The sequence below is a fragment of the Tardiphaga sp. 839_C3_N1_4 genome (assembly GCF_051811045.1).
Taxonomy (GTDB): domain Bacteria; phylum Pseudomonadota; class Alphaproteobacteria; order Rhizobiales; family Xanthobacteraceae; genus Tardiphaga.
In genome coordinates, this window is record NZ_JBPWQD010000002.1 from 79,432 (window position 1) to 97,769 (window position 18,338).

The 18,338-nt window shown below is 60.0% G+C and carries 20 protein-coding genes; 11 read left to right on the forward strand and 9 right to left on the reverse strand.

Annotated elements, in window-relative coordinates:
- Positions 1 to 3: 3 nt before the first annotated feature.
- A complete protein-coding gene (locus AB8A38_RS30035; protein ID WP_439088698.1) occupies positions 4 to 966 on the reverse strand; it encodes a Bug family tripartite tricarboxylate transporter substrate binding protein in 963 nt (320 codons plus the stop codon).
- A gap of 69 nt (positions 967 to 1,035) precedes the next feature.
- On the opposite strand from AB8A38_RS30035, the gene AB8A38_RS30040 reads away from it, so the two are divergent.
- Positions 1,036 to 2,082: a LysR family transcriptional regulator gene (locus AB8A38_RS30040; RefSeq protein ID WP_439088699.1), complete on the forward strand. Its 1,047-nt coding sequence runs from the start codon at positions 1,036 to 1,038 to the stop codon at positions 2,080 to 2,082.
- A gap of 44 nt (positions 2,083 to 2,126) precedes the next feature.
- On the opposite strand, the gene AB8A38_RS30045 is transcribed toward AB8A38_RS30040, so the two are convergent.
- Positions 2,127 to 2,327 (reverse strand): hypothetical protein, encoded by a 201-nt coding sequence (locus AB8A38_RS30045; RefSeq protein ID WP_439088700.1) that lies wholly within the window; start codon positions 2,325 to 2,327, stop codon positions 2,127 to 2,129.
- Between the two features lie 707 nt (positions 2,328 to 3,034).
- Here AB8A38_RS30045 and AB8A38_RS30050 point away from each other — a divergent pair.
- The 5 genes from AB8A38_RS30050 to AB8A38_RS30070 all read left to right on the forward strand — a co-directional run bounded on the left by AB8A38_RS30050 (position 3,035) and on the right by AB8A38_RS30070 (position 5,565).
- Positions 3,035 to 3,352 (forward strand): hypothetical protein, encoded by a 318-nt coding sequence (locus tag AB8A38_RS30050; protein WP_439088701.1) that lies wholly within the window; start codon positions 3,035 to 3,037, stop codon positions 3,350 to 3,352.
- Positions 3,353 to 3,632: 280 nt separating this feature from the next.
- The gene (locus AB8A38_RS30055) at positions 3,633 to 4,208 is read left to right on the forward strand and encodes an RNA polymerase sigma factor (protein WP_439088702.1); all 576 of its coding nucleotides are present in this window, start codon (positions 3,633 to 3,635) and stop codon (positions 4,206 to 4,208) included.
- A gap of 196 nt (positions 4,209 to 4,404) precedes the next feature.
- Positions 4,405 to 5,004, forward strand: a complete 600-nt coding sequence (locus AB8A38_RS30060; protein ID WP_439088703.1) for a hypothetical protein — start codon at positions 4,405 to 4,407, stop codon at positions 5,002 to 5,004.
- A gap of 7 nt (positions 5,005 to 5,011) precedes the next feature.
- Positions 5,012 to 5,347, forward strand: coding sequence for a DUF6634 family protein (locus tag AB8A38_RS30065; protein WP_439088704.1), 336 nt, complete (start codon positions 5,012 to 5,014; stop codon positions 5,345 to 5,347).
- Positions 5,344 to 5,565 (forward strand): hypothetical protein, encoded by a 222-nt coding sequence (locus AB8A38_RS30070; RefSeq protein WP_439088705.1) that lies wholly within the window; start codon positions 5,344 to 5,346, stop codon positions 5,563 to 5,565. Before AB8A38_RS30065 ends, AB8A38_RS30070 begins: the two co-directional genes overlap by 4 nt.
- Before the next feature lie 628 nt (positions 5,566 to 6,193).
- Here AB8A38_RS30070 and AB8A38_RS30075 read toward each other — a convergent pair.
- Positions 6,194 to 6,367, reverse strand: a complete 174-nt coding sequence (locus tag AB8A38_RS30075; RefSeq protein WP_439088706.1) for a hypothetical protein — start codon at positions 6,365 to 6,367, stop codon at positions 6,194 to 6,196.
- 108 nt (positions 6,368 to 6,475) lie between these two features.
- Here AB8A38_RS30075 and AB8A38_RS30080 point away from each other — a divergent pair, with 108 nt between their 5' ends.
- Positions 6,476 to 7,267, forward strand: coding sequence for a phytanoyl-CoA dioxygenase family protein (locus tag AB8A38_RS30080; protein WP_439088707.1), 792 nt, complete (start codon positions 6,476 to 6,478; stop codon positions 7,265 to 7,267).
- Positions 7,268 to 7,619: 352 nt separating this feature from the next.
- Here the strand turns inward: AB8A38_RS30080 and repC are convergent, their stop codons facing one another.
- From repC to repA, 3 genes are all read right to left on the reverse strand, one after another.
- The gene (gene repC, locus AB8A38_RS30085) at positions 7,620 to 8,852 is read right to left on the reverse strand and encodes a plasmid replication protein RepC (protein WP_439088708.1); all 1,233 of its coding nucleotides are present in this window, start codon (positions 8,850 to 8,852) and stop codon (positions 7,620 to 7,622) included.
- A gap of 152 nt (positions 8,853 to 9,004) precedes the next feature.
- A complete protein-coding gene (gene repB / locus AB8A38_RS30090; protein ID WP_439088709.1) occupies positions 9,005 to 10,006 on the reverse strand; it encodes a plasmid partitioning protein RepB in 1,002 nt (333 codons plus the stop codon).
- Positions 10,007 to 10,085: 79 nt separating this feature from the next.
- Positions 10,086 to 11,279: a plasmid partitioning protein RepA gene (repA, locus tag AB8A38_RS30095; protein ID WP_439088710.1), complete on the reverse strand. Its 1,194-nt coding sequence runs from the start codon at positions 11,277 to 11,279 to the stop codon at positions 10,086 to 10,088.
- Between the two features lie 448 nt (positions 11,280 to 11,727).
- On the opposite strand from repA, the gene AB8A38_RS30100 reads away from it, so the two are divergent.
- Together AB8A38_RS30100 and AB8A38_RS30105 are read left to right on the forward strand one after the other, a co-directional pair.
- Positions 11,728 to 11,973 carry a type II toxin-antitoxin system VapB family antitoxin gene (locus tag AB8A38_RS30100; RefSeq protein WP_120286850.1) on the forward strand — a complete coding sequence of 82 codons (246 nt, stop codon included), beginning with the start codon at positions 11,728 to 11,730 and terminating at the stop codon, positions 11,971 to 11,973.
- On the forward strand, positions 11,973 to 12,368 hold the full coding sequence (locus AB8A38_RS30105; protein WP_439088711.1) for a type II toxin-antitoxin system VapC family toxin: 396 nt from the start codon (positions 11,973 to 11,975) through the stop codon (positions 12,366 to 12,368). Before AB8A38_RS30100 ends, AB8A38_RS30105 begins: the two co-directional genes overlap by 1 nt.
- Before the next feature lie 36 nt (positions 12,369 to 12,404).
- On the opposite strand, the gene AB8A38_RS30110 is transcribed toward AB8A38_RS30105, so the two are convergent.
- Entirely contained in the window at positions 12,405 to 13,544 is a 1,140-nt protein-coding gene (locus AB8A38_RS30110) for a site-specific integrase (protein WP_439088712.1), read from the reverse strand.
- 122 nt (positions 13,545 to 13,666) lie between these two features.
- Here AB8A38_RS30110 and AB8A38_RS30115 point away from each other — a divergent pair, with 122 nt between their 5' ends.
- Positions 13,667 to 14,608: a DUF1403 family protein gene (locus AB8A38_RS30115; RefSeq protein WP_439088713.1), complete on the forward strand. Its 942-nt coding sequence runs from the start codon at positions 13,667 to 13,669 to the stop codon at positions 14,606 to 14,608.
- Position 14,609: 1 nt separating this feature from the next.
- On the forward strand, positions 14,610 to 15,260 hold the full coding sequence (gene scpB / locus AB8A38_RS30120) for an SMC-Scp complex subunit ScpB (protein ID WP_439088714.1): 651 nt from the start codon (positions 14,610 to 14,612) through the stop codon (positions 15,258 to 15,260).
- A 569-nt stretch (positions 15,261 to 15,829) separates the two neighbouring features.
- Here scpB and AB8A38_RS30125 read toward each other — a convergent pair.
- Entirely contained in the window at positions 15,830 to 16,021 is a 192-nt protein-coding gene (locus AB8A38_RS30125) for a TenA/THI-4 family protein (RefSeq protein WP_210291521.1), read from the reverse strand.
- A gap of 1,028 nt (positions 16,022 to 17,049) precedes the next feature.
- A complete protein-coding gene (locus tag AB8A38_RS30130) occupies positions 17,050 to 18,288 on the reverse strand; it encodes an APC family permease (protein WP_439088715.1) in 1,239 nt (412 codons plus the stop codon).
- Positions 18,289 to 18,338: the final 50 nt, after the last annotated feature.

Genomic DNA, 18,338 nt, shown 5'->3' on the forward strand with positions numbered 1-18,338 from the left:
AGGCTATTCAGCCGTCACACCCGAGGCTTCGACGATGCTGCGCCACTGATCGACGAGTGAGCGATAAAACGCTGGAAGTTCTTCGGGCTTTTCCGTTGCCGGATTGACCCCGAGTTCGAGCAGCTTTCGCTTCATTTCGGGCGTCGAGATCGCATCGGCGAAGGCGTTGGCGAGCTTCTCGATGATCGGCTTGGGCGTTGCGGCCGGAGCGAGGAATATCTGAAAGCCTCGGGCCTGCGTAAAGCCACGAATGCCTTGCGACGCCAGCGTCGGCCAGTCCGGATAGGCGGCGGTCTCGTCAGGGCTCGTCGTCCCGATCAGCGTGACCTGTCCCTGATCGACATAGGGCTTCGCGGAAACGATCATGGCGAGATCCGCTTCTCCGGAAATCACCGCCTGTATCGCGGCTGCTTCCCCCTTGTAAGGAACGTGCAGCATATCCACGCCATTTTCCTTCTTTAGGACTTCGCCGAATAGGTGTCCGGCCGAGGCGTGTCCGAATGTGGCATAGGTGAGTTTGCCGGGATTCTTGCGCGCATAGGCGAGAAACTCCTGCCCGCTTTTGATCGGCAGTTTGGTTGATGCGACCAGGGCAAGTTGGGTCTCACCCACGCGTGCGATCGGTGCGAAGTCCTTGATCGGATCGTATTGGAGTTTCTTGTTCAGGGTCGGCAACGCGCCATGGGACGCTCCATTCGCGAGCAGAATAGTGTAGCCGTCCGCTGCCGCCCGCATGACGTTGGTGCTTCCGATCGCACCGCTAGCGCCTGGACGATTCTCGACGACGAATGTTGCTCGGAGGCTCGCTCCTGCTTTATCGCCAACCAGGCGCGCCAGAATGTCTCCCAGCCCCCCGGCTGCGCTGGGCACGACGATCGTGATCGGTCTGCTCGGATACTGATCGGCGCCCCCGCTGGTGGCGCCGATGCAAACCCCGGCAACGACAAGGGCCAACATCTTTATCATCTGCACGCTCCCTCCTGCGGGCCATGCAGATGGCCCGCTTACGCCCTCGTTCGCGGGGCTTGAGGGAGAATGGTCACGTTTTCTGGTATCTTTAAAATAGATATTTACTATGCACGCCATGCCTATTCAGCATATCATGTCGACATGGATTTGATCTCGCTCCGCTTTTTTATCGAGACGGCCCGGCAGCGCAGCATTTCGAAGGCCGCCGTCTCTCTCGGCGTAGTCCAGCCCGCCCTCTCCCGTCGTATCCAGTTGTTGGAAGACTCTTTGGGCGTTCGATTGCTCATGCGACACCGCAGGGGTGTCGAACCGACAGAAGCGGGCCACATATTGCTCGCGCGCGGGGAGCTTCTTCTTAGAACGTTTCAGCAGGTCGAGGCCGAATTGCGTTCGGAGGGGGCCGAGCCTCTTGGTCAGGTTGGGCTGGGTTTCCCGCCATCGATCGCCAATCTTTTCATGGGTCGACTGCTGTCTCAGAGCCTTGCGAGATATCCGAAGATCGAGCTCTATCTGCAAGAGGACTACGCTCTCGCGGTTCGCGATGCTTTACTTGCCGGGAAGATTGACTTGGGCATCATGAGCTTCGAAGCGCAGCATCCGGAGCTCGCGTCGCAAGCTCTGTTCGAGGAATCCATGTGGCTGGTTGGCACTCTGGAGAACTGGACTTTCGGCGATCGCAACGCGTCCCTCAGGGCCAGTGTTCTGAACGACCTTCCTTTGATCGTTGGAAGTTTCATGCACACGCTGCTGAAGAAACATGAGATACGGGGGAAGTTCCGGCTCCGCGTCCTGACGGAAGCGAATTCGTTGACGCTGTGTCGAGAAGCATTGCGCGCCGGTGCCGGCTTTCTGGTGGTCCCGCCCTCTTCCTTCGACCGCGAACTCCGCTCGGGAGAATTCGTCGGAGCACCGTTGCAGGGCCTGGCCGTGACCCGCGGCCTATTCCATCACCGCGATCGTCCGCTCGGCCGCGCGGCTCTGGCCATCAAAGCGATGATCGAGGAAGAGGTCCGACAACTTTGCCAATCGCGTTCCGAAATCATTCGCCCGTTGAAGCGTACCGATCCGAGTCTTGCCGGGCGAAGACGGAAATCCGGCTCGGGCGCTCGGTAGACGAGATCCTATCTTGCATTCCCCGCCCGCATTTTCGCTATCAATCAGAAGGTCGCCGGTTGTAGTCGCGCACCGGATGATTTGGACAGCGTCAGCGTTGCTGCGCCCATGACGCCGAAGGCAATCGCAATCATCTTCAGAACCGAAAGCCGCTCGCGCAGGAAAACGGCAGCGAATCGCGCAGCCAGAGGCGGAAACAGGCTGAGCAGCAACACCGCATGGGCGGCGCTAGTGCCATGACGCAAACTTCGTCAATGAATGTTGCATGCACCCCGAAAACAGTTGCGCAAATGCGATTCAAACATGAATAAGCGCGATTCAAAGCATCATATTGTCGTTACAAGCATCGATATAATCGATTCAAAGTCCAACAACGCCGATTCAAAACTCGAGACACGCGTTGCGACATGTATGGCGTCAGTCTATCCATCCAACTGGATCGCTTTGTAACGTCGCAGGCTTTGCGGGAACGTTAATAGCAGTGTCGGCACACCGCCTTGATGCGTACAGGCATCGTCTCACGTTGCTGAAAACCGGAGACAACGTTCAGAGACATCGATTGCAGTTGTCGCCAGCGCGGAAGCAGTTGCGTATTCCCGATTCAAAGATTGAGACCAGCGATTCAATATCGAAAATTTCCGTTGCAAAGTTCAAGATTGGTGTTGCGAAGTTCAACATTTTTGATTCAGCCGTGGAAGATATAGTTCGCTGAACGGATCACCCCTCCCCCCTAGGAAACGGCGCTCTCGATCTGCACTGCGCCTGCGATATCGTTCCGGCAGAATTTCGGAACTGCGTCGGCCTTCCTGCTCGGCTCAAAACGGGCGGCGCATCGCCGGCGCGGATTGGTTTCTTGCAACGTGAGGGGGCAGAATGGAATCGCTGAGACATATGCGCGGGAGGCGGCAGCGTCGCCGGCGTGCCCAAAGGAGAAGAGATGCGAATATCGAGAATGACGCGCCTGAGCGAGCAAGCCCGTTATCAGCGGAGCTACCGCGCGGAGCAGAAGATGCTGCGCAAACCCTCGCGCGACGATGTCGCACGGGTGGCATTGCACGTGATGATCGTTGACGTGCTCGAGCGGAATGAGGACGGCGAACTCGCTGCGCTGTGCGAGGCACTGGTGACCCGCTTGGCCGATCTGGGCTTCGACCGAGGTTCCGCGTATTGCCGCGTAGACGATCTCGTGGAGCGCTATGCCGATGGGTGGGCACCTCAGCGCAAGCCCCATCTCACGACGCCGAGCATGGTTGACGCCAGCGAGATTTGATCTCTCCCCCCGTTACTTGAGCAAACTGCGTTTGTCTTTGAATCGCCCCCGCAACGGTTCTCGAAACCGCTCTCCTACGGGATTTGGTGGATGTAGAACAGCGCCAATCCGGATCGATCCGGATCGTCCCGCAGAGTGATCTGCTACCTTAGGACGCACAGCGTGCCAAGATTGTTGACCAAGCTCAGCGGCTTCAAGGTCGGTCCACAAAATGGGAAATAGATCCTAGACAGACGAATGAGATCCTGCCAGGTTGCAGCCCTCACAAGGAGAGCTGCCGATGTTGCCCGAGTTTGCCCCCGATATGATCGACCGAATGGTGGCCCTCCGCCCCGCGTTGCGCCGGCATGCCGCAATCCTGATCGGCAAACGAACCCACATTGGGGCGCCCGAGGACTTCGTGCAGGACGCATTCGTCACTGCGCTGCGCAGCGTGGACAGGTACGCCGACGACAACTTGGCCGGCTGGATGATGGCGATCCTGGAAGGACATGTCCGGAATGCGAGCCGGCGCGCCCATGTCCGGACTTCGGTGCCGCTGGTGCCAGCGGGGGCCGCGGAGGACAGCCATGCGGATATGATGGAGTTCCCGGTCGCCGCAAACCAAGAGCTGCGGCTCGAGGTCAATGACGTGGTAGACGCGCTTCGCAAATTATCCGCGGCTGATCAGGAAATCATTTGGCTCGCCCGTGTCGATGAATTGTCTCATGAGCAGATCGCGGAGCGGCTTCGCGTGCCGCTCGGGACGCTGCATTCGCGCCTCTCGCGCGCGACCGCCAGGCTTCGAGATGCCTATGAGGCTGGACCGGAGGTGGGAACTGCATGCCCGTCTTTCCACCCTCGCCGAGCAGCGTGAGGACACGAGAATGGCCATGCGAATCTGTCTCGTCGGGCGCCGAGTCCTTGTCAACAATTGGACCGTCGCGAAATCGATTACCGTTGGAACAACCAGTCGTTAACGGGGGAATCCTTTGTCGGCACCAGTATTCGTCCTCCACGGCAGTAAAGGCGGCTGCGGCCGCAGCGCGTCAGCCGTCATTCTCGCGACCGGCTTGGCCGCGCTGGGTTGGAATCCGCTGCACATCCAAGTGACTTTGGATGGTGTTCCCCCGGTCATCGCTGGCGCTGAAGGCGTGCCATTTCGAACCGCCTGGGTCCCTGACGAAGATGTCGGTACATACAGGCCAATCATGAATGCGATTGTCCGACATTCCGATTGTCAGGCGATCGTTGTCGATATGACGCGGGTGCCGATCTGGGAGCTCGTGCTCAACGACCCCGCCGTCGTCATTTTTCCCGTGCGCCGGGAGGTCTATGAGATCGAAACCGCGCTGATCGACTACAGGGATTTCGATCGTTATCTGCGCTCGAAGGGCTTTGCGCCGCACCCATGGACGCCACCTGACAAGCGTCACCGTCCGAAGTTTTTGATGCCGGTGTCGTGGCCGAAAAACATGAGCGATGACCATGTAGCGGCAAAGATCGCGCAGCATGATCCGGAGCCGGGCACGCCGCTGTCGTTTCTGATGCCGGGCATTCCAGAACTTCCGGAAGACGACCTGCACGATCTGATCAATACGACTCGTTTCAAGTGCAGTCAGACCATCCGCGAAGCCGCCGTTGAGATCGCCCAGGCGGCCATTAAACTCTAGGGACTGAATGCTCGTAATCAAAAAAGATCGCCCGGTCGATATCGCTAAGATTGTCGCGGAAGTGCACCGGATCGACCAACTTTCGATCGACCTGATGATGCTCGTCGACGGGCACTACAACGTCCCGAACGATGCCCCTATCATCGACCAATGGAGCCTGGCCCCGTCGCCGCCGTCGGTCTGCCTGACGGGCTTGGGGGCAGGCCACCCGCTCCTTCCGGGAAACAGCCGCGGTATCGTAACGAGCGATCTCGCGCTGATCGCCGAGGACGTGGGGGTCGCGCGCACAATGAGCCGTTGGTATCGGCTCGGCCGACCTGCAGGGAGCACCCAGTCGTCATGAGCAAAAGCAGTGATCCTGACGAAGCCGCGACCAAGGAATTCCTCGCAAAACAGATCGTTTCGATGATGCAAGATCGTCTTGAGGAGATTTCCGTTTGGCGACTGATGAAAGCACTGACGTGTCTGGGCTTCGATGTGTCCATCGCGTCTCAGACAGCATCGTCAGAGACGGGTGAAATCACGTGCTTCAGAACGGATGATCGACCGAAAGATGAGTGATGCGGGCGTATGACACGCTGCGGCAATTGGTCCGCACTCACGAATGCCACCGAACGCCGCCACTATCCTGACCCCGCGACGACTGTAGTGCAGATCGAGAAGCATCTCCGCAGACGCTTCCTGCTGAAAGAGGGTTGAACGGAGGGGAACTCACACCTACCCATCCCCGTTCTACTGGTCTCATCGACCAACGCGACATTCGAACAGTATGACTGTGTCTCTCCGTAAGCCTGCTCAGACGGGCGACGAACAAAGCCTCATCAAGGCCCGCTACTGCCGATCGATTTTGAAGGTCGCCGCGATCAGCACGGATCACGAAGCCCGCATTTTGCTTAACGGTCTGGCCACAGAACAACCGACGCCGAACACGTCGGCTGCAATGGCCGAGGCTGAACGAGCAGCCCTCGCCGCCCTCCGCGAGCTTGCCGGCGCGCAGTACGGACGAAGCATACCCCAAAGTTCCAGCGAGTGGACGCGTGCCACGCGAGCGATCCAGTTGTGGCTCACCGTATCCGAGGGATAGACCTCGGCCTTTAACGCACGCGCATATCCGACCCTCAGTCGGACAGGTCCACAACGCAGACGCTCGCAGGACTGCAACCCTTGTCCTGGGCGAGGAAAGAAATGTTCAGCTGAGGAACATTTCTTCGATCTGTAGTTGGCACACCCGCAGCTTTGAGAAAACGCGGCGCGGAAACGCGCGTTCGCTGACGTTCGGAAGGCTGCGGTAAGACCTGGCATTCACGGCGTGGACCTTGAGGCTGCTCCGACTGTCATGGTATTCTAGCGTCATGATGTTCATTTCTACGTTCTTTCCGCTCCTGAACGGCCGCCAGCCGTCCGGTGCTTTTCGCGCCGATTCAGATCAGGACGGCTTCGCTAGTGCGATAGCCGAGCGGAGATACATGCAATGCCGAATAGTGCGCAGATTGGCCTGACATCCCGTCGGGTCCTGAGCTTCATTGACGACGGATTCGTTAAAATCGAGAATGCCTTCAGTGCTGACCTTGCAAGGCAATGCCGAGATGAATTGTGGACAGATATCGGCTTGTCAGCCAGCGAACCGAAAGGCTGGACTCGACCGGTCATCCGGGTGAACTCGAAATCCACCCCTCCTTTTATTGAGGCGGCCAATACGCCGGCCCTGCACGAGGCCTATGATCAGCTCGTCGGCGTGGACCGTTGGATTGCTCCCAAGGGGCTTGGGACCTTTCCGATCCGGTTCCCTTCGGAGCAAGCGCCGGGGGATGATGGCTGGCATGTCGATGTGAGCTTTGGCATCGATAATCCGGACTTTATGGAATGGCGAGCCGATGTGAAGAGCAGCGGACGAGCCCTCCTTATGCTGTTCCTCCTGTCGGATGTTGGCCCGGACGATGCTCCTACGAGAATTCGCCGGGGCTCCCATGCCATGATTGCGCGGGAGCTTCTGCCCTATGGCGAAAAGGGAGCTACACTCCGGGAGATATCCGCGAACGGTTACGCCTCCAGCGCGGACTGCCCGATCGACGCCGCGACCGGATCCGCAGGCACAGTCTATCTATGCCATCCGTTTCTCGTTCACGCGGCACAACCCCATCGCGGTCAGCGTCCTCGATTCATGGCGCAACCCCCGCTGTTACCACGGAGCGAGTTCGATCCGTCCTTGCCACCCTCCCCGGTTCAGATCGCTATCCGTCAAGCTTGCGGATTGACCTTCTGATCTGGGCATCCGGGGCCGTCTTAAGGCTCCGGGTCGCCGGCCCCTGGCTCGGCTTTCACTGGCGGGGGCGTTCGAAGAAACTGTTCCGACGGTTTCAGTCCAATAACCCCTTCCTGATCGGAAGGGGTTTTTCCCTGCGCATGTGTTGCGTGAAAGCCGACCCTCAAAACCCGTACGCCGATGGTACAGGTTTTGACTGGGGACGCAGTCGCGTGAAAGTTAGAGCGACTGCAGGTGCCCAATGTGCTTGGCCTTTAAGATTCTCCTGCCGCGATTTCGGCGCTATCGATGGACCCTTCGGTCGCTGCGCAACGGCCAGTACTGATCTCGTAGCTGCGTTTTAGGCTGCGCGTCACGCCCGCCGCTTTTCACGAAGCTTCGAATTGATCTGCGACATCAAAATCGGCCCGAGCGAGAACTCCCCATCCCTGGCTTTCTGCGTCAGGCCGCGCAGGTAGCCGCCGGCGGATCTGATCGCCTCGCCGCGCTGCAGGATGCACGCAACCACGATCGCGGCCGGCGTTTCTCCCAGCACCTTCTCGGCCTCCTCCCAGGCGCTTGGACTGATCCCCAGCATCGACCGGATGACCGCGGCGGTGGCGAGGAAATCGCGCCAGTTCGCGATCCCGTTCTTGGCGTAGTCGACGATGTCGGGGCAAGCGTTCAGCACCATCCCCAATGGATAGGTCGCTTCCACCCTCGCCTCGGCCCGTGGCTTTGTCTCGAGAGTTTCAGCCCTGCCTTCTGTAAGGCTAGGTTCAATATCAATAAGGGGGTCTGTATTTGAACTCTGTATGTGGCGCTCGAAATGGGACTCATTGGCGCTCGTATTCTTGGATTTAATGTGTGTTTCGAGAAGATTGAGGACGTCATCCGCGAGCTGCGACAGCTCCTCGGCGATCGGCTCGAGCTCTTGTCTCGTCGCGGTGCGCGGAATCCCGTCGACGATGGAGCGGAAGGCCGTGTGGACTTCCTGCCAGTCGGCCGGGCCCTGCCCTCCCCGACGTGTCGGGACATCATCCTCGATGCCCGTAGCGATCATCTTGGCGATGTCGCGCCGGCATAGTGTGATCCGCTCACGGACTAACTTCAGCGCCCGCGCTTCTGCCTGGATCTCGGCGGCGAGGCCTGCGAACTCTTCCGATCGGACAACCAGCGGGGACAGGTCGAAGCCGAAAGCGAATTCGATCTCGCCGGCAGTGCCCTTGCGGGCATAGCGCTTGCCGTTCGGGCTATCGCGCCGAACCACCAAACCGGCATCGACCAGCACGGCAAGATGACGTCGCAACGTGGATGCCGGCATCCCGTGTGCGCGCAACGACAACTGATGGTTGGACGGGAAGACGATCAAATCGCCCTCCCCCGTCAGTGTGGTCTCGGGATGAAACGTCAGGAGCGCATTCAGCACCGAGAGCGATCGCTCGGACACGCCAAGTCTGGGCCTTGCCGCACAGATGGTCTGATAAACCTTCCATTTGTGCACCACCTTCTCAGGCGGCCTTTCAGTGGCCACCATCTGGCTTGCCACATGGGCGAGCGTCAGCGACCGCCGCCCAAAGGGCGTCGTGGGGGTATGCGTATTCATATGTTCGCCCTCAGTTAGGGCAAAAGAAATCTGCTCGCCGAAAACGGCGCCAAGACTTGACAGTGATTCGCGGAAGTGTGATTCTCAGAGTGCCAACTTAGAGAAGGGCTTCCGGAACGGCGACGTGACGGGGGCCTTTTTCTTTTGCTCGTCTAATCTCCTGTTTTCTTCTTCGCTCGTCTGAAATCCTGATAAATGGACTCCAGGTTGTTCAAAATCCAATCGCCGAGTTGCGGCCCGTCTTTAGCCGACAGCGCAAGCGTGTAAGACTTTCCGGAACGCCTGCCTGAGACCTTTACGGATTGATCCGACGGCGACCAGGTCGTCGGCTTCGCAAGCTTCGGCCCACCTTGAGGTTTGCGTTGGGATTGCAGGTGGCTCAACAACGTGTTGAAGCGGGCATCCGATTGTGCCTCGGCAAATTTCTCGCCCTCAACGAAGGCGACGGCCTTGGCGGTCATCGTCGGCGTCTGCACAATTTTCTTGAGTTCCTCCCAACGGTCGCGGCCGACACCCTTTGCGGCGCCGATAGCCTCAAGCACGGCGTCCGGGATCAACTCCGCGACAGAGAGCATGCGCGACAGCAAGGTATCGTCGATGGCCAGCGCCGCCTTTATCGTGTCCTTGCCGTAGCTGAGATCAGAAAGACGTCTTGCAAAGCGCGCCTTCTCGATAAACGAAAGATTGGAACGAGCAGCATTTTCCTGTCCCTGGGCGACGATGGCAGTAGTGTCGTCCAGCTGCTTGATCACGGCCTTCACCTGAAGTCCGAGCTCAAGCGCGACTTTCAGCCGCCGGCGCCCGAAGACAATGACGTAACGGCCCGCCGCCTTGGGATGAGGCCGCACTAGGATCGGGGTATCTTGGCCGCGGGCCTGAATGGCATCCAACAATTCTTGATACTCTTGATCTTCTGCCTGGATGCGATCGAGGATCGGCGACTGGTCTACCAGCGCGGGGTCGAGGCTGACGATAGTTTCGCCTTCCATCAACCTTTGGGATGCTTGTGCGAGTTCATCCAAAGAGCGGCGCATAGCGCCAGAAGCACCGCGCATCGCATAGTCAGCGCGAGCCGTCGTAGCCCCAGCTGGAACCTCAGGCCCCCGTTGCGTCGCATCAGCGCCAGAGAGGGTGCCGAGCAAATTCTTCCTCATGACCGGTCCCCCCATCTAGGAGCTAGACAATTGATCCGATTAAGAAATCTGGCGACTTGCACGGCTGTCAATTTAGCGCTCATCGCCGGCCCCATGCGCTATGAATCAAGCCGGCGATTTCGCTGTTGACCGCGTTCATGCTTTCAACGGCGCGCTCGTAAGTCGAGCGGATGAACTGCGACTTCTCTACCTCGTAGAGCGACTGTTTGGTGATGCCGGCATCCGAGATAGCGGTTGATTTTAACATATGGTTGGAGAGCACATTGCCGGCGAACATAGCCTGCATAAACCCGACCATCTGCGCCTGCGGCCCGTCGGTCGGCTCAAAGCGCGTAACGAGATAACGAAACCATTTGAGTTTTACGGCGGCGCCGGCACCCTTAATCGATTGCAGGATGCCCCCGAGCATCAGCAGAAATTGCGACATCGATAGGATGTCGAGCATCTGCGGGTGGACGGTGATCAGGACCGAGGTCGAAGCCATCAGCGCCGTAAGTGTGAGATAGCCAAGCTGCGGAGGGCAATCGATCACGACCACATCGTATCGGTCGTCCACGTCCTTCAAAGCCGACGATATGCGCGTAAAGAATGTTCGCCCTTCGTTGGAGCTGCGGTCCGCTGCAGCCAGAGGCGTCTCGTATTCGTATTCTTGAAGTTCGAGGTTGGCCGGCACGATGTCCAGCCCAGGAAAGTTCGTAGGACGGATCGTTTCTCTGATCGACTTTCGGTTAGAATCGTAGCGTAGGGCCTCATACAGCGACGGGTTTTTGTCGAGTTCGGGTTGGATCCCATGCAGGGCCGAGAGCGAGGCTTGGGGATCCAGATCAATTACGAGGACACGATGACCAGTCAGCGCCAGATATTGCGCGAGATGGGCGGCCGTCGTCGTCTTGCCCGAACCGCCCTTGAAATTTACGACCGATATGACTTGCATCGACTCCCCTGCCCGGCGCCGGGGTACGTACCGTTTGACATCGGCCCGCCCGTTCTTGTCCAGGAATTGGCGAAGCTCCATCATCTGCTCGGCCGTGTAAGTCCTCCGTCCCGACGGCGTGGTGGCGGGTTCAGGCCCCTTGCCCTCGAGGTGGATTTTTTTGATGTGACTGGCGGTGACGCCTAAGAATGCAGCGACTTCGGCCAGCGAGAATCCACGAAGCCCTTTGGTTGCATCAGGCGGGAACTGCTCGAATCGCAATATGTTCAGCTTCTCGGAGACAAGCTCACCCTGCTGCAGGATGGTCGTGTCAAAATCGATATCTGTGTTCGCATCCATCAGACCAGTCCCAAAAAACGCTTTTCCGACGCAAATTACCGTTCAAGTGTGAATGTGCCCGATTCTTGAAATCCGGCAAGGATTTTTCCGTTAATGAAAGGTTAACGCGCCAAATCCGGGTCTACGACGGATTGAAATCGCGAGTGCGCGGCATGACGGGCCGGAAGCGGCTTGTGTCGAGATCTTGCCGCAGTGCTCTCGATAAGAGAGTCATATAGCGCCCAGAGCGCAATTGACGTATTATATACTTACTTGAAATGACTATGATATTTTTGATTCTGCACGGCTGTCAATTTAAGGCGGCGCGCCAAGGACGAAAGTTCCCGGCAAAACCCGGCAGCTCAGAAACACGGGCTGAGTTCAGTTAGTTTCATTGGACACCGGCCACTTCTAATCGTCTATCCTTCTCGTTATATTAGGCTACACGACGCAAGGTAGAGGCCGTCCCATGGCTTTCCATATTAAAAATCCCGAGACGGACGCGTTAGCCCGGCGCGTCGCGGCGCTTAAGAATATCGGTTTGACCGAGGCCGTGCATGCTGCCTTGGCTCATGAACTTGAGCGCGAACAGGGCGCGCCGAGCTTAGTCGATCTTGGGGTACAATTCTGTCGCGATCTGAGAGCCAAGGCTGATCCGCAGAATGGTAAGCCTGCGGATAAGGCGTTCCGCGACAGCCTATATGAAGACGCCTGATGTTTATCGACGCGTCGGCGCTCACGGCGATGCTGACCGACGAAAATGAGGCGCGGGAGCTGCTCGCCCGGGTCCAGCGCGCGAAAACCCGACTGACTTCGCCTCTCGCAGTATGGGAAACAGCGATCGCCGTCGCGCGCATTCTTAATCTTCCGATAGCCGACGCTGCTGAGGCTGTTGAAAGTTACTTGTCGCTTATGGAGATCACGGCGGTGCCTGTACCGCCTGAGGCGGCCCAGATTGCACTCAACGCTTTCGACCGTTTCGGCAAAGGTCGACACCCAGCTCGGCTGAATTTCGGGGACTGCTTCGCTTACGCGTGTGCTCATCATCTTGGCGAGCCCCTAATGTTTAAGGGTGGCGATTTTCCGCAGACCGACATTGAGGCAGCCTAGTTCGGATCGTCCAACAACAGCTACGCCAAACAAAAGCTAAAACCCTGCCGCCTTGGTCAGATTGACCCGGAAGCGGTCGCGCCGCCGCTGGTACTTCCGGGTCTGCTCGGCGCTGGCGTGGCCGAGCTGCTTCTGGACGTAGCGCTCATCGACCTCGGCGGAGGTGGCTAGGCCGGCACGCAGCGAATGCCCGGCGAACTTGCTCTCCCGGTCGCCTTCGTCCAGATCGGCGCGGACGCCGGCGGCAAGCACGGCCCGTTTGACCAGCCGGGCGACCTCCTGGTCGTGCAGGCGATCCGGGCCGACCTCCCTGCCCTGGCCGGTGACCCGGCGGAACAGCGGGCCGTGACCGATGCGGGCAAGGTTCAACCAGGTCTGCAGCGCCGTGAGCGGGCAGGTGACATCCGACGAGCCGCGGCCGATCTCGATCTCGCGCCAGCCGGTCTTGCCGCGCAGAGTGACGAGCATGCCCTTGTCGAGAATCTCGACCCAGCCGCGGCCGTCCTCGGTGTCGTCCCGATGCAGGTCGAGGCCGACGATCTCAGAGCGCCGCAACCCGCCGGCAAAACCCATCAGCAGCATGGCGCGGTCGCGCAGGCCCCGCAGGGTGCCGCGACCCAAGGTTTCCAGCATGGCGATGACGTCCTCGGGCAGCACCGCGTCTTTCTGCCGGGGCGGGGCGCCATGGGTGTTGCGGATCCCGGCCATCACGGTAGCGATGTGGCGGTCGGCCCGGTCCAAAGGAGTGCCGCGCTGGGCGTAATGCCAGCTCAGCGCCGACAGCCGGCGCTCGATGGTGGCGACAGAATTCGGCAGGCCATCGGCGGCCGCGGCGCCGGAGGCGCAGGCGGCGACGTAAAGTCCGACGGTCTGCGGCGAGGGCGGCAGCACCTCGAGATGATGGCGCCGGCACCAGGCGGCAAAATGCTTCCAGTCGGCGGCATAGGCGCGGCGGGTATTGGCGGAGCTCGCGGCATCGACATAGTCGCGGGCGCGGTCGGCCAGCCGGGCGAGGTGCGGCGGCATCCGGGAGTCTCTGGCCGGGGCGGGCAGGGCGCTACGGCCATCGCCCGCCAGGTCTCCGACCGCACGATCGCCGGCGGCGGCCGCGCCGTCGGGCGCAGCGGCGCCGTCTGGGGTCTGGGATTCGGCGCTAAACGGGGCGGCAGGACTCATCGCAGCGACTATCGGCAAAACGAATGATAAGGCAACATTATCGTTCGTTTTTATTAACCATAACCTGGGGCGGTTTTGGCGGTTTTTATGGCGCAAAGCGCCGCGCCGACTTACGCTGCGGCATGTCTTCTCGCGTCCGCCTGATTCCCGCACCGCCCCGCCGCTTCCCGCCGATGCCGGGCTGGGCGCGGCTGCGCGATGTCTCTGGCATCGCGGACGCTGCGCCATTCGTGGCTGGCGCAGCGCTGGCGGCGCTGCATCCGATTGCGCGCGACGAGCATCTGCTCGGCGCGTTGTGGCGCCAGCGCCTGGCGCTGACATGCGCAGCTAAGCTGGCCGGGCAGGGCGGCCGCACGGAAGACGAAGCAACGCTGCGTGATCACTGGTATCTGCGCCAGAACCGCGATGATCCGGGCCCCGCCGGCCGACTGCTCGGCGCCTGGCGGCGCCTTGGGACCAGCAAGGCGCTCACGCTGAAGGATACTTGGCCGACCATGCTGCCGGCGCTGCTGGCTTACCGCGACGACGAAGCGCTGCAGGAGTTGATGGCATATGCCCTCGCGCAGTGCATCGGCGGCGGCAATCCGGTGCACGCCGCCGCGGCAACGGCGGCGATGAGCCTGCGGCTGCGCCCGGACTGCTGGCCGCTGGCGCTGTGGCTGGCCGATGCCGTGCTCGCCCATCACCTCAGCTGGCCGGCGCCGGTGCCGCTGCTGGCAGCGCATCTCACCGGAAATGCTCTGCGCCGCGCGGCAACCAACTGCGATGATCAAGGCTGGATGCAGACCTGCAGCCTGGCTTATGCGCGCGCCGCCGCGGCCGCCTGGGATCGCTATGCCGAGCTCGGACACCGCGCCGATCGTCTGCTCGCCGCAGCGCCAAAACTGCGCAGCAGGGATGCCGACACCATGGTGGCGACCTTGCTCAGCGAGGATGTGCAGCCGGCGCGGGGAGGGCAGACCGCCAGCGATCGCTCCAGCCGCCGGCTGTTCGAACGCCTGGTGTCGCTCGGCGTCGTCCGCGAACTGACCGGCCGCCCCACATTCAGACTGTACGGGCTCTAAGATGGGACGCCGACCAAGAGCCAACGTTACGCTGGATACCACGCTGACGGACCTGCCGAGCGCGCTGCGCTGGCGCGAGTGGATGGGCCGCGTCGAAGCCGTGATCTTTGCATCACGCGAGCCGGTCACCCGCGCCATGCTGGCGAAGGTCGTCGGCCCCGACTGCAATCTCGATCTGATCATCGACGACATCCAGGCCGAGCTGCGCGGCCGGCCCTATGAGCTGGTCGCCGTCGCCGGCGGCTGGCAGCACCGCACCCGCAAACAGTTTGCCGACGCGATCTGCACCGCGACCGGCACCGGGGAGCCGGGCAGCGCGCTGTCGGCGAGCGAGATGCAGGTGCTCTTGTGTGTGGGATATTTCCAGCCGATCACCCGCGGCGAACTGGGGAAGTTTTTCGGCAAGGAGATCAGCCGCGACGTCATCGGGCATCTGCGCAGGCTGGATTTGATCGGGTCCGGCCCGCGGGCGCCGCAGCCCGGCGCGCCATACACTTATGTGACCACTAAAGCATTCCTGGCGCAGTTCGGGTTCGATACGCTGCGCGACCTGCCGGACATCGAGGCGCTCGAGGACGCCGGCCTGCTCAGCAAGGACAAGCTGTTCGCCGGCGACCTACTGCCGTCGGATGACGTGATCGACGAGGAATGACAAGCTCGGAACGCGGAGTTTCTGCAAGTCATCGCAATTGGTGGATGTGATGGAACAACGTCCTTCGCGGATGGGGGTAGGTATTGCCCTCGGGTTGTGCCTCGGAGCTGTTCTCGGCTTGGCTATTAAAAACGTAACCGCTGGCATCATTATCGGCATCGCCGTGGGCGCTGCCATCGTTGGTTACCTGGATCATAGATCCCACTAGCAAGCGCGCGCCGTTTCAAAAAACCGCGTTCCGCAAAAAAATGGAATTCGGTAGGGTGTCGCAGAGGGCGGCGGCGGCCAGCCTTCATGGCGCAAAACGAACATGCGGCGAGTCGAGCCAACGGGCGCGTGCCGTACAGGCCAGAGTTCTGGACAGTCATCGCGAGGCATCCCGCCTGCTCGAGAAGAGCCGGCAGATCGCGATTGTCTCTGCAGACACCGAGGACAACGCTCGGACTATCGCCACAGGAGCAGACCCCATGGGCGGAAACTGACGAAGCTCGTCTATTCACTGCCGGACTTACTCATGGAAGCCCATGCGATCAAAACCCCTCGCATCGCAGTATGATTGATCGGGTCAATCAGTCCGCAGCCGCAATACCCTGATCAGTCGCATCGTAAACGACGTCCGTCTTATTCACGATGACAGGAATAAGCCAGCCGAGTTCGACGAGGCGCTCATAGCGACTACGGTCGATGTTGCCTGCCGTGTATTTGCGGCGGCCGTTCAGGACGATGTCGCGGATCAGGACTAAATCTTCAGGTGTCACCATTTAGCTCCAGGCATTGATCGGGAGCAGCTCGGTCCGACAGCCGAGCAGCACTTTCGCTGAGCCTACCGGATAGGGTCCGCCCAAATCCGCTCTTTGCGACTTAGACCGGCGAGGCCATGGAAACAAGCCGGCTGCGTTCGAAGCAGTCAAACGCCCAACCTCGAAATCGAAATCCGTAATGCGACGAATGTTATCAGATAGTTAGGTGCTGGATGTGCAGTGGTGTGCAACTAGGCGCTGAGCAAACGCGCCTGGATATCCTCGGCAGCTTTCTGATCGGCCTCGGCGTCCGCGAACATGCCCGTATGTGTCGAATGTCATCTGTATCGTTCGCGAATCCTTCTTTAAGAATTGAAGCGCATTCTATTCAAGGGCGGATTAGTAATGCGTACCGCTAGCTGGTAGACGAAACGACTGACCCGCCGGCGCGACCGGCGAGTTTTCTTTACCTCTTTAACCGGCATTTAATCTGCAAGTTGCTTCCTTGGGCCATGGAGCGCGTTGCAAGAGATCGAAGGCCGGGAATTACGCCAGAGCTAAAGGCTGGGCCAAAGCGGCCTCGATTCTCACATTTAGCGAGACGTCGTTCGCGATTCTTCGACTTCCGAACTTCAGTGTTCCTTCTCGCATCGACGGGCTTCATTTTGTACATGCTGGATCGCCTATTTCTGGAGAGCTCTGGCGCCAGGGTGGTGGCGAAGTGCATCGCGATCATTCGCGCTTCCATCGGATTTTGACAGCAGCCAGACGCCGGGCAGGCATCTGTTCGTTAAGGAATCAGCGACACTATGCTCGCAGCGGGCCAGTAATGCCGGACTGCTAGCAGGTATGCGAAAAACCCGCCGGAGCGACCCGGCGGGTTTTCTTTGGAGGCGACAGTGGCATCGGCAATTGTCGGCCTAATCGAGTTTTCCGCTGGCGTGATAGATATTGCCGACTCCATGCAGGCCGTGAGCTACCATCGACGACATGCCAAGCTTTCTGGCGAGTGCGATCGCACGACGAGAAGTCGCTCCCCGGCTTCGGCATTATCGCGGAATCAAATCAGCGACCAGCAGCAAAATCGTCGTGACTAAGCCGAGGACCGGAACCCAAAGTGGGCAAATGAAGACGCCGGTCGGCGCGCCGTCCCCGCGCAGCTTAATTCGAATCAGCGCGGCATTGACTATTGCGAAGATTGCCAGCGTGAGACGCGATGTCAGGTCGGCGAGGCCGACCAGCGGCACGGCCAACGCCAATAATAAGATCGCGCCGACGCCGATCGCTGTCGCCGCAATCGGCGTATGAGTGATCGGACTGATCTGGGCAAGGAATCTCGGCAAGCTGCCCTGGTCGGCTAGGCCATAAAGCACTCTCCCGATCATGATAACATGCACGATCACACCGTTCAGCGTCGCGACTACGGCAATGACACTCATGGTGACGAGCGGTAGTCCGGTCAAGCGTTCGAACACCAGCGCCAGCGGGGCAGAAGAATTGGCCAGTTCGGCCGGCGGCACCGCAAGGACAGCGATCCAAACAATTAGGCTATAGATAAGCGCTGTGAGTCCTAAAGTCAGAAATAGCGCGCGCGGTAATGTACTGCTCGGCTGTCGCATTTCCTCTGAGACGTTGACGAGATGCTCAAAACCGATAAAGGCGAAGACTGCGATGAGCGACGTGCCGGCGACTCCGGTCCAGGCTGCAGAGCCGTACGCCGGCCACATTTCGGGCAGGCGGAGAATTACCTCTGGACCTAGCGTCAGGCCGGCCAAAAGTATCAGTATCAGTCCGCCGACTTCGACCACCGTCATGAAGCCTGCGAGCGAGACCGACTGCACAGTGGCGAGACAACCAATGGCGCCCATCGCCAGGACGACGCCCGCAATGATCCAGGCCGATGGGACGGGCACGAAGACGGCGATGTAGCCCGCACTGCCGGCGCTGATCGTGGCCGCCGACACGACGGCAGCCACCACCACAAGAAGTCCGACCCCGGTGCTGAGCCAGTTGCGTCGAAACGCTTTCTGCACGTAGGCAGCCTCGCTTGCGCTCACCGGCATCCGCGTGCCCAGCTCGGCAAATGACGCGGCCGTGAAGGACATCACCAATGCCGCGCCGACGAAGGCCAGCGGCGCGTGCATGCCGCTACGTCCGGCAGCCACACCAACGAGAACATAGATGCCCGCCCCGATAGTAACGCCGAGGCCATATAGCACCGCATGCGTCAACGTCAGTGACCGCAACAAATACCTGCGCGTTCTGGTATCGACTGGCTCGACTGTCATTGCGAAGTTTCCGAATTGATCGAGGGTGACCTGGCCAACCGCCAAGGCGG

Bases quoted from the DNA above. Each gene is read 5' to 3' on its own strand.
- AB8A38_RS30035 (WP_439088698.1), bottom strand. From the start codon at position 966: ATGATAAAGATGTTGGCCCTTGTCGTTGCCGGGGTTTGCATCGGCGCC.
- AB8A38_RS30040 (WP_439088699.1), top strand. From the start codon at position 1,036: ATGGTCACGTTTTCTGGTATCTTTAAAATAGATATTTACTATGCACGC.
- AB8A38_RS30050 (WP_439088701.1), top strand. From the start codon at position 3,035: ATGACGCGCCTGAGCGAGCAAGCCCGTTATCAGCGGAGCTACCGCGCG.
- AB8A38_RS30055 (WP_439088702.1), top strand. From the start codon at position 3,633: ATGTTGCCCGAGTTTGCCCCCGATATGATCGACCGAATGGTGGCCCTC.
- AB8A38_RS30065 (WP_439088704.1), top strand. From the start codon at position 5,012: ATGCTCGTAATCAAAAAAGATCGCCCGGTCGATATCGCTAAGATTGTC.
- AB8A38_RS30070 (WP_439088705.1), top strand. From the start codon at position 5,344: ATGAGCAAAAGCAGTGATCCTGACGAAGCCGCGACCAAGGAATTCCTC.
- AB8A38_RS30075 (WP_439088706.1), bottom strand. From the start codon at position 6,367: ATGAACATCATGACGCTAGAATACCATGACAGTCGGAGCAGCCTCAAG.
- AB8A38_RS30080 (WP_439088707.1), top strand. From the start codon at position 6,476: ATGCCGAATAGTGCGCAGATTGGCCTGACATCCCGTCGGGTCCTGAGC.
- repC (WP_439088708.1), bottom strand. From the start codon at position 8,852: ATGAATACGCATACCCCCACGACGCCCTTTGGGCGGCGGTCGCTGACG.
- repB (WP_439088709.1), bottom strand. From the start codon at position 10,006: ATGAGGAAGAATTTGCTCGGCACCCTCTCTGGCGCTGATGCGACGCAA.
- repA (WP_439088710.1), bottom strand. From the start codon at position 11,279: ATGGATGCGAACACAGATATCGATTTTGACACGACCATCCTGCAGCAG.
- AB8A38_RS30100 (WP_120286850.1), top strand. From the start codon at position 11,728: ATGGCTTTCCATATTAAAAATCCCGAGACGGACGCGTTAGCCCGGCGC.
- AB8A38_RS30105 (WP_439088711.1), top strand. From the start codon at position 11,973: ATGTTTATCGACGCGTCGGCGCTCACGGCGATGCTGACCGACGAAAAT.
- AB8A38_RS30110 (WP_439088712.1), bottom strand. From the start codon at position 13,544: ATGAGTCCTGCCGCCCCGTTTAGCGCCGAATCCCAGACCCCAGACGGC.
- AB8A38_RS30115 (WP_439088713.1), top strand. From the start codon at position 13,667: ATGTCTTCTCGCGTCCGCCTGATTCCCGCACCGCCCCGCCGCTTCCCG.
- scpB (WP_439088714.1), top strand. From the start codon at position 14,610: ATGGGACGCCGACCAAGAGCCAACGTTACGCTGGATACCACGCTGACG.
- AB8A38_RS30125 (WP_210291521.1), bottom strand. From the start codon at position 16,021: ATGGTGACACCTGAAGATTTAGTCCTGATCCGCGACATCGTCCTGAAC.
- AB8A38_RS30130 (WP_439088715.1), bottom strand. From the start codon at position 18,288: ATGACAGTCGAGCCAGTCGATACCAGAACGCGCAGGTATTTGTTGCGG.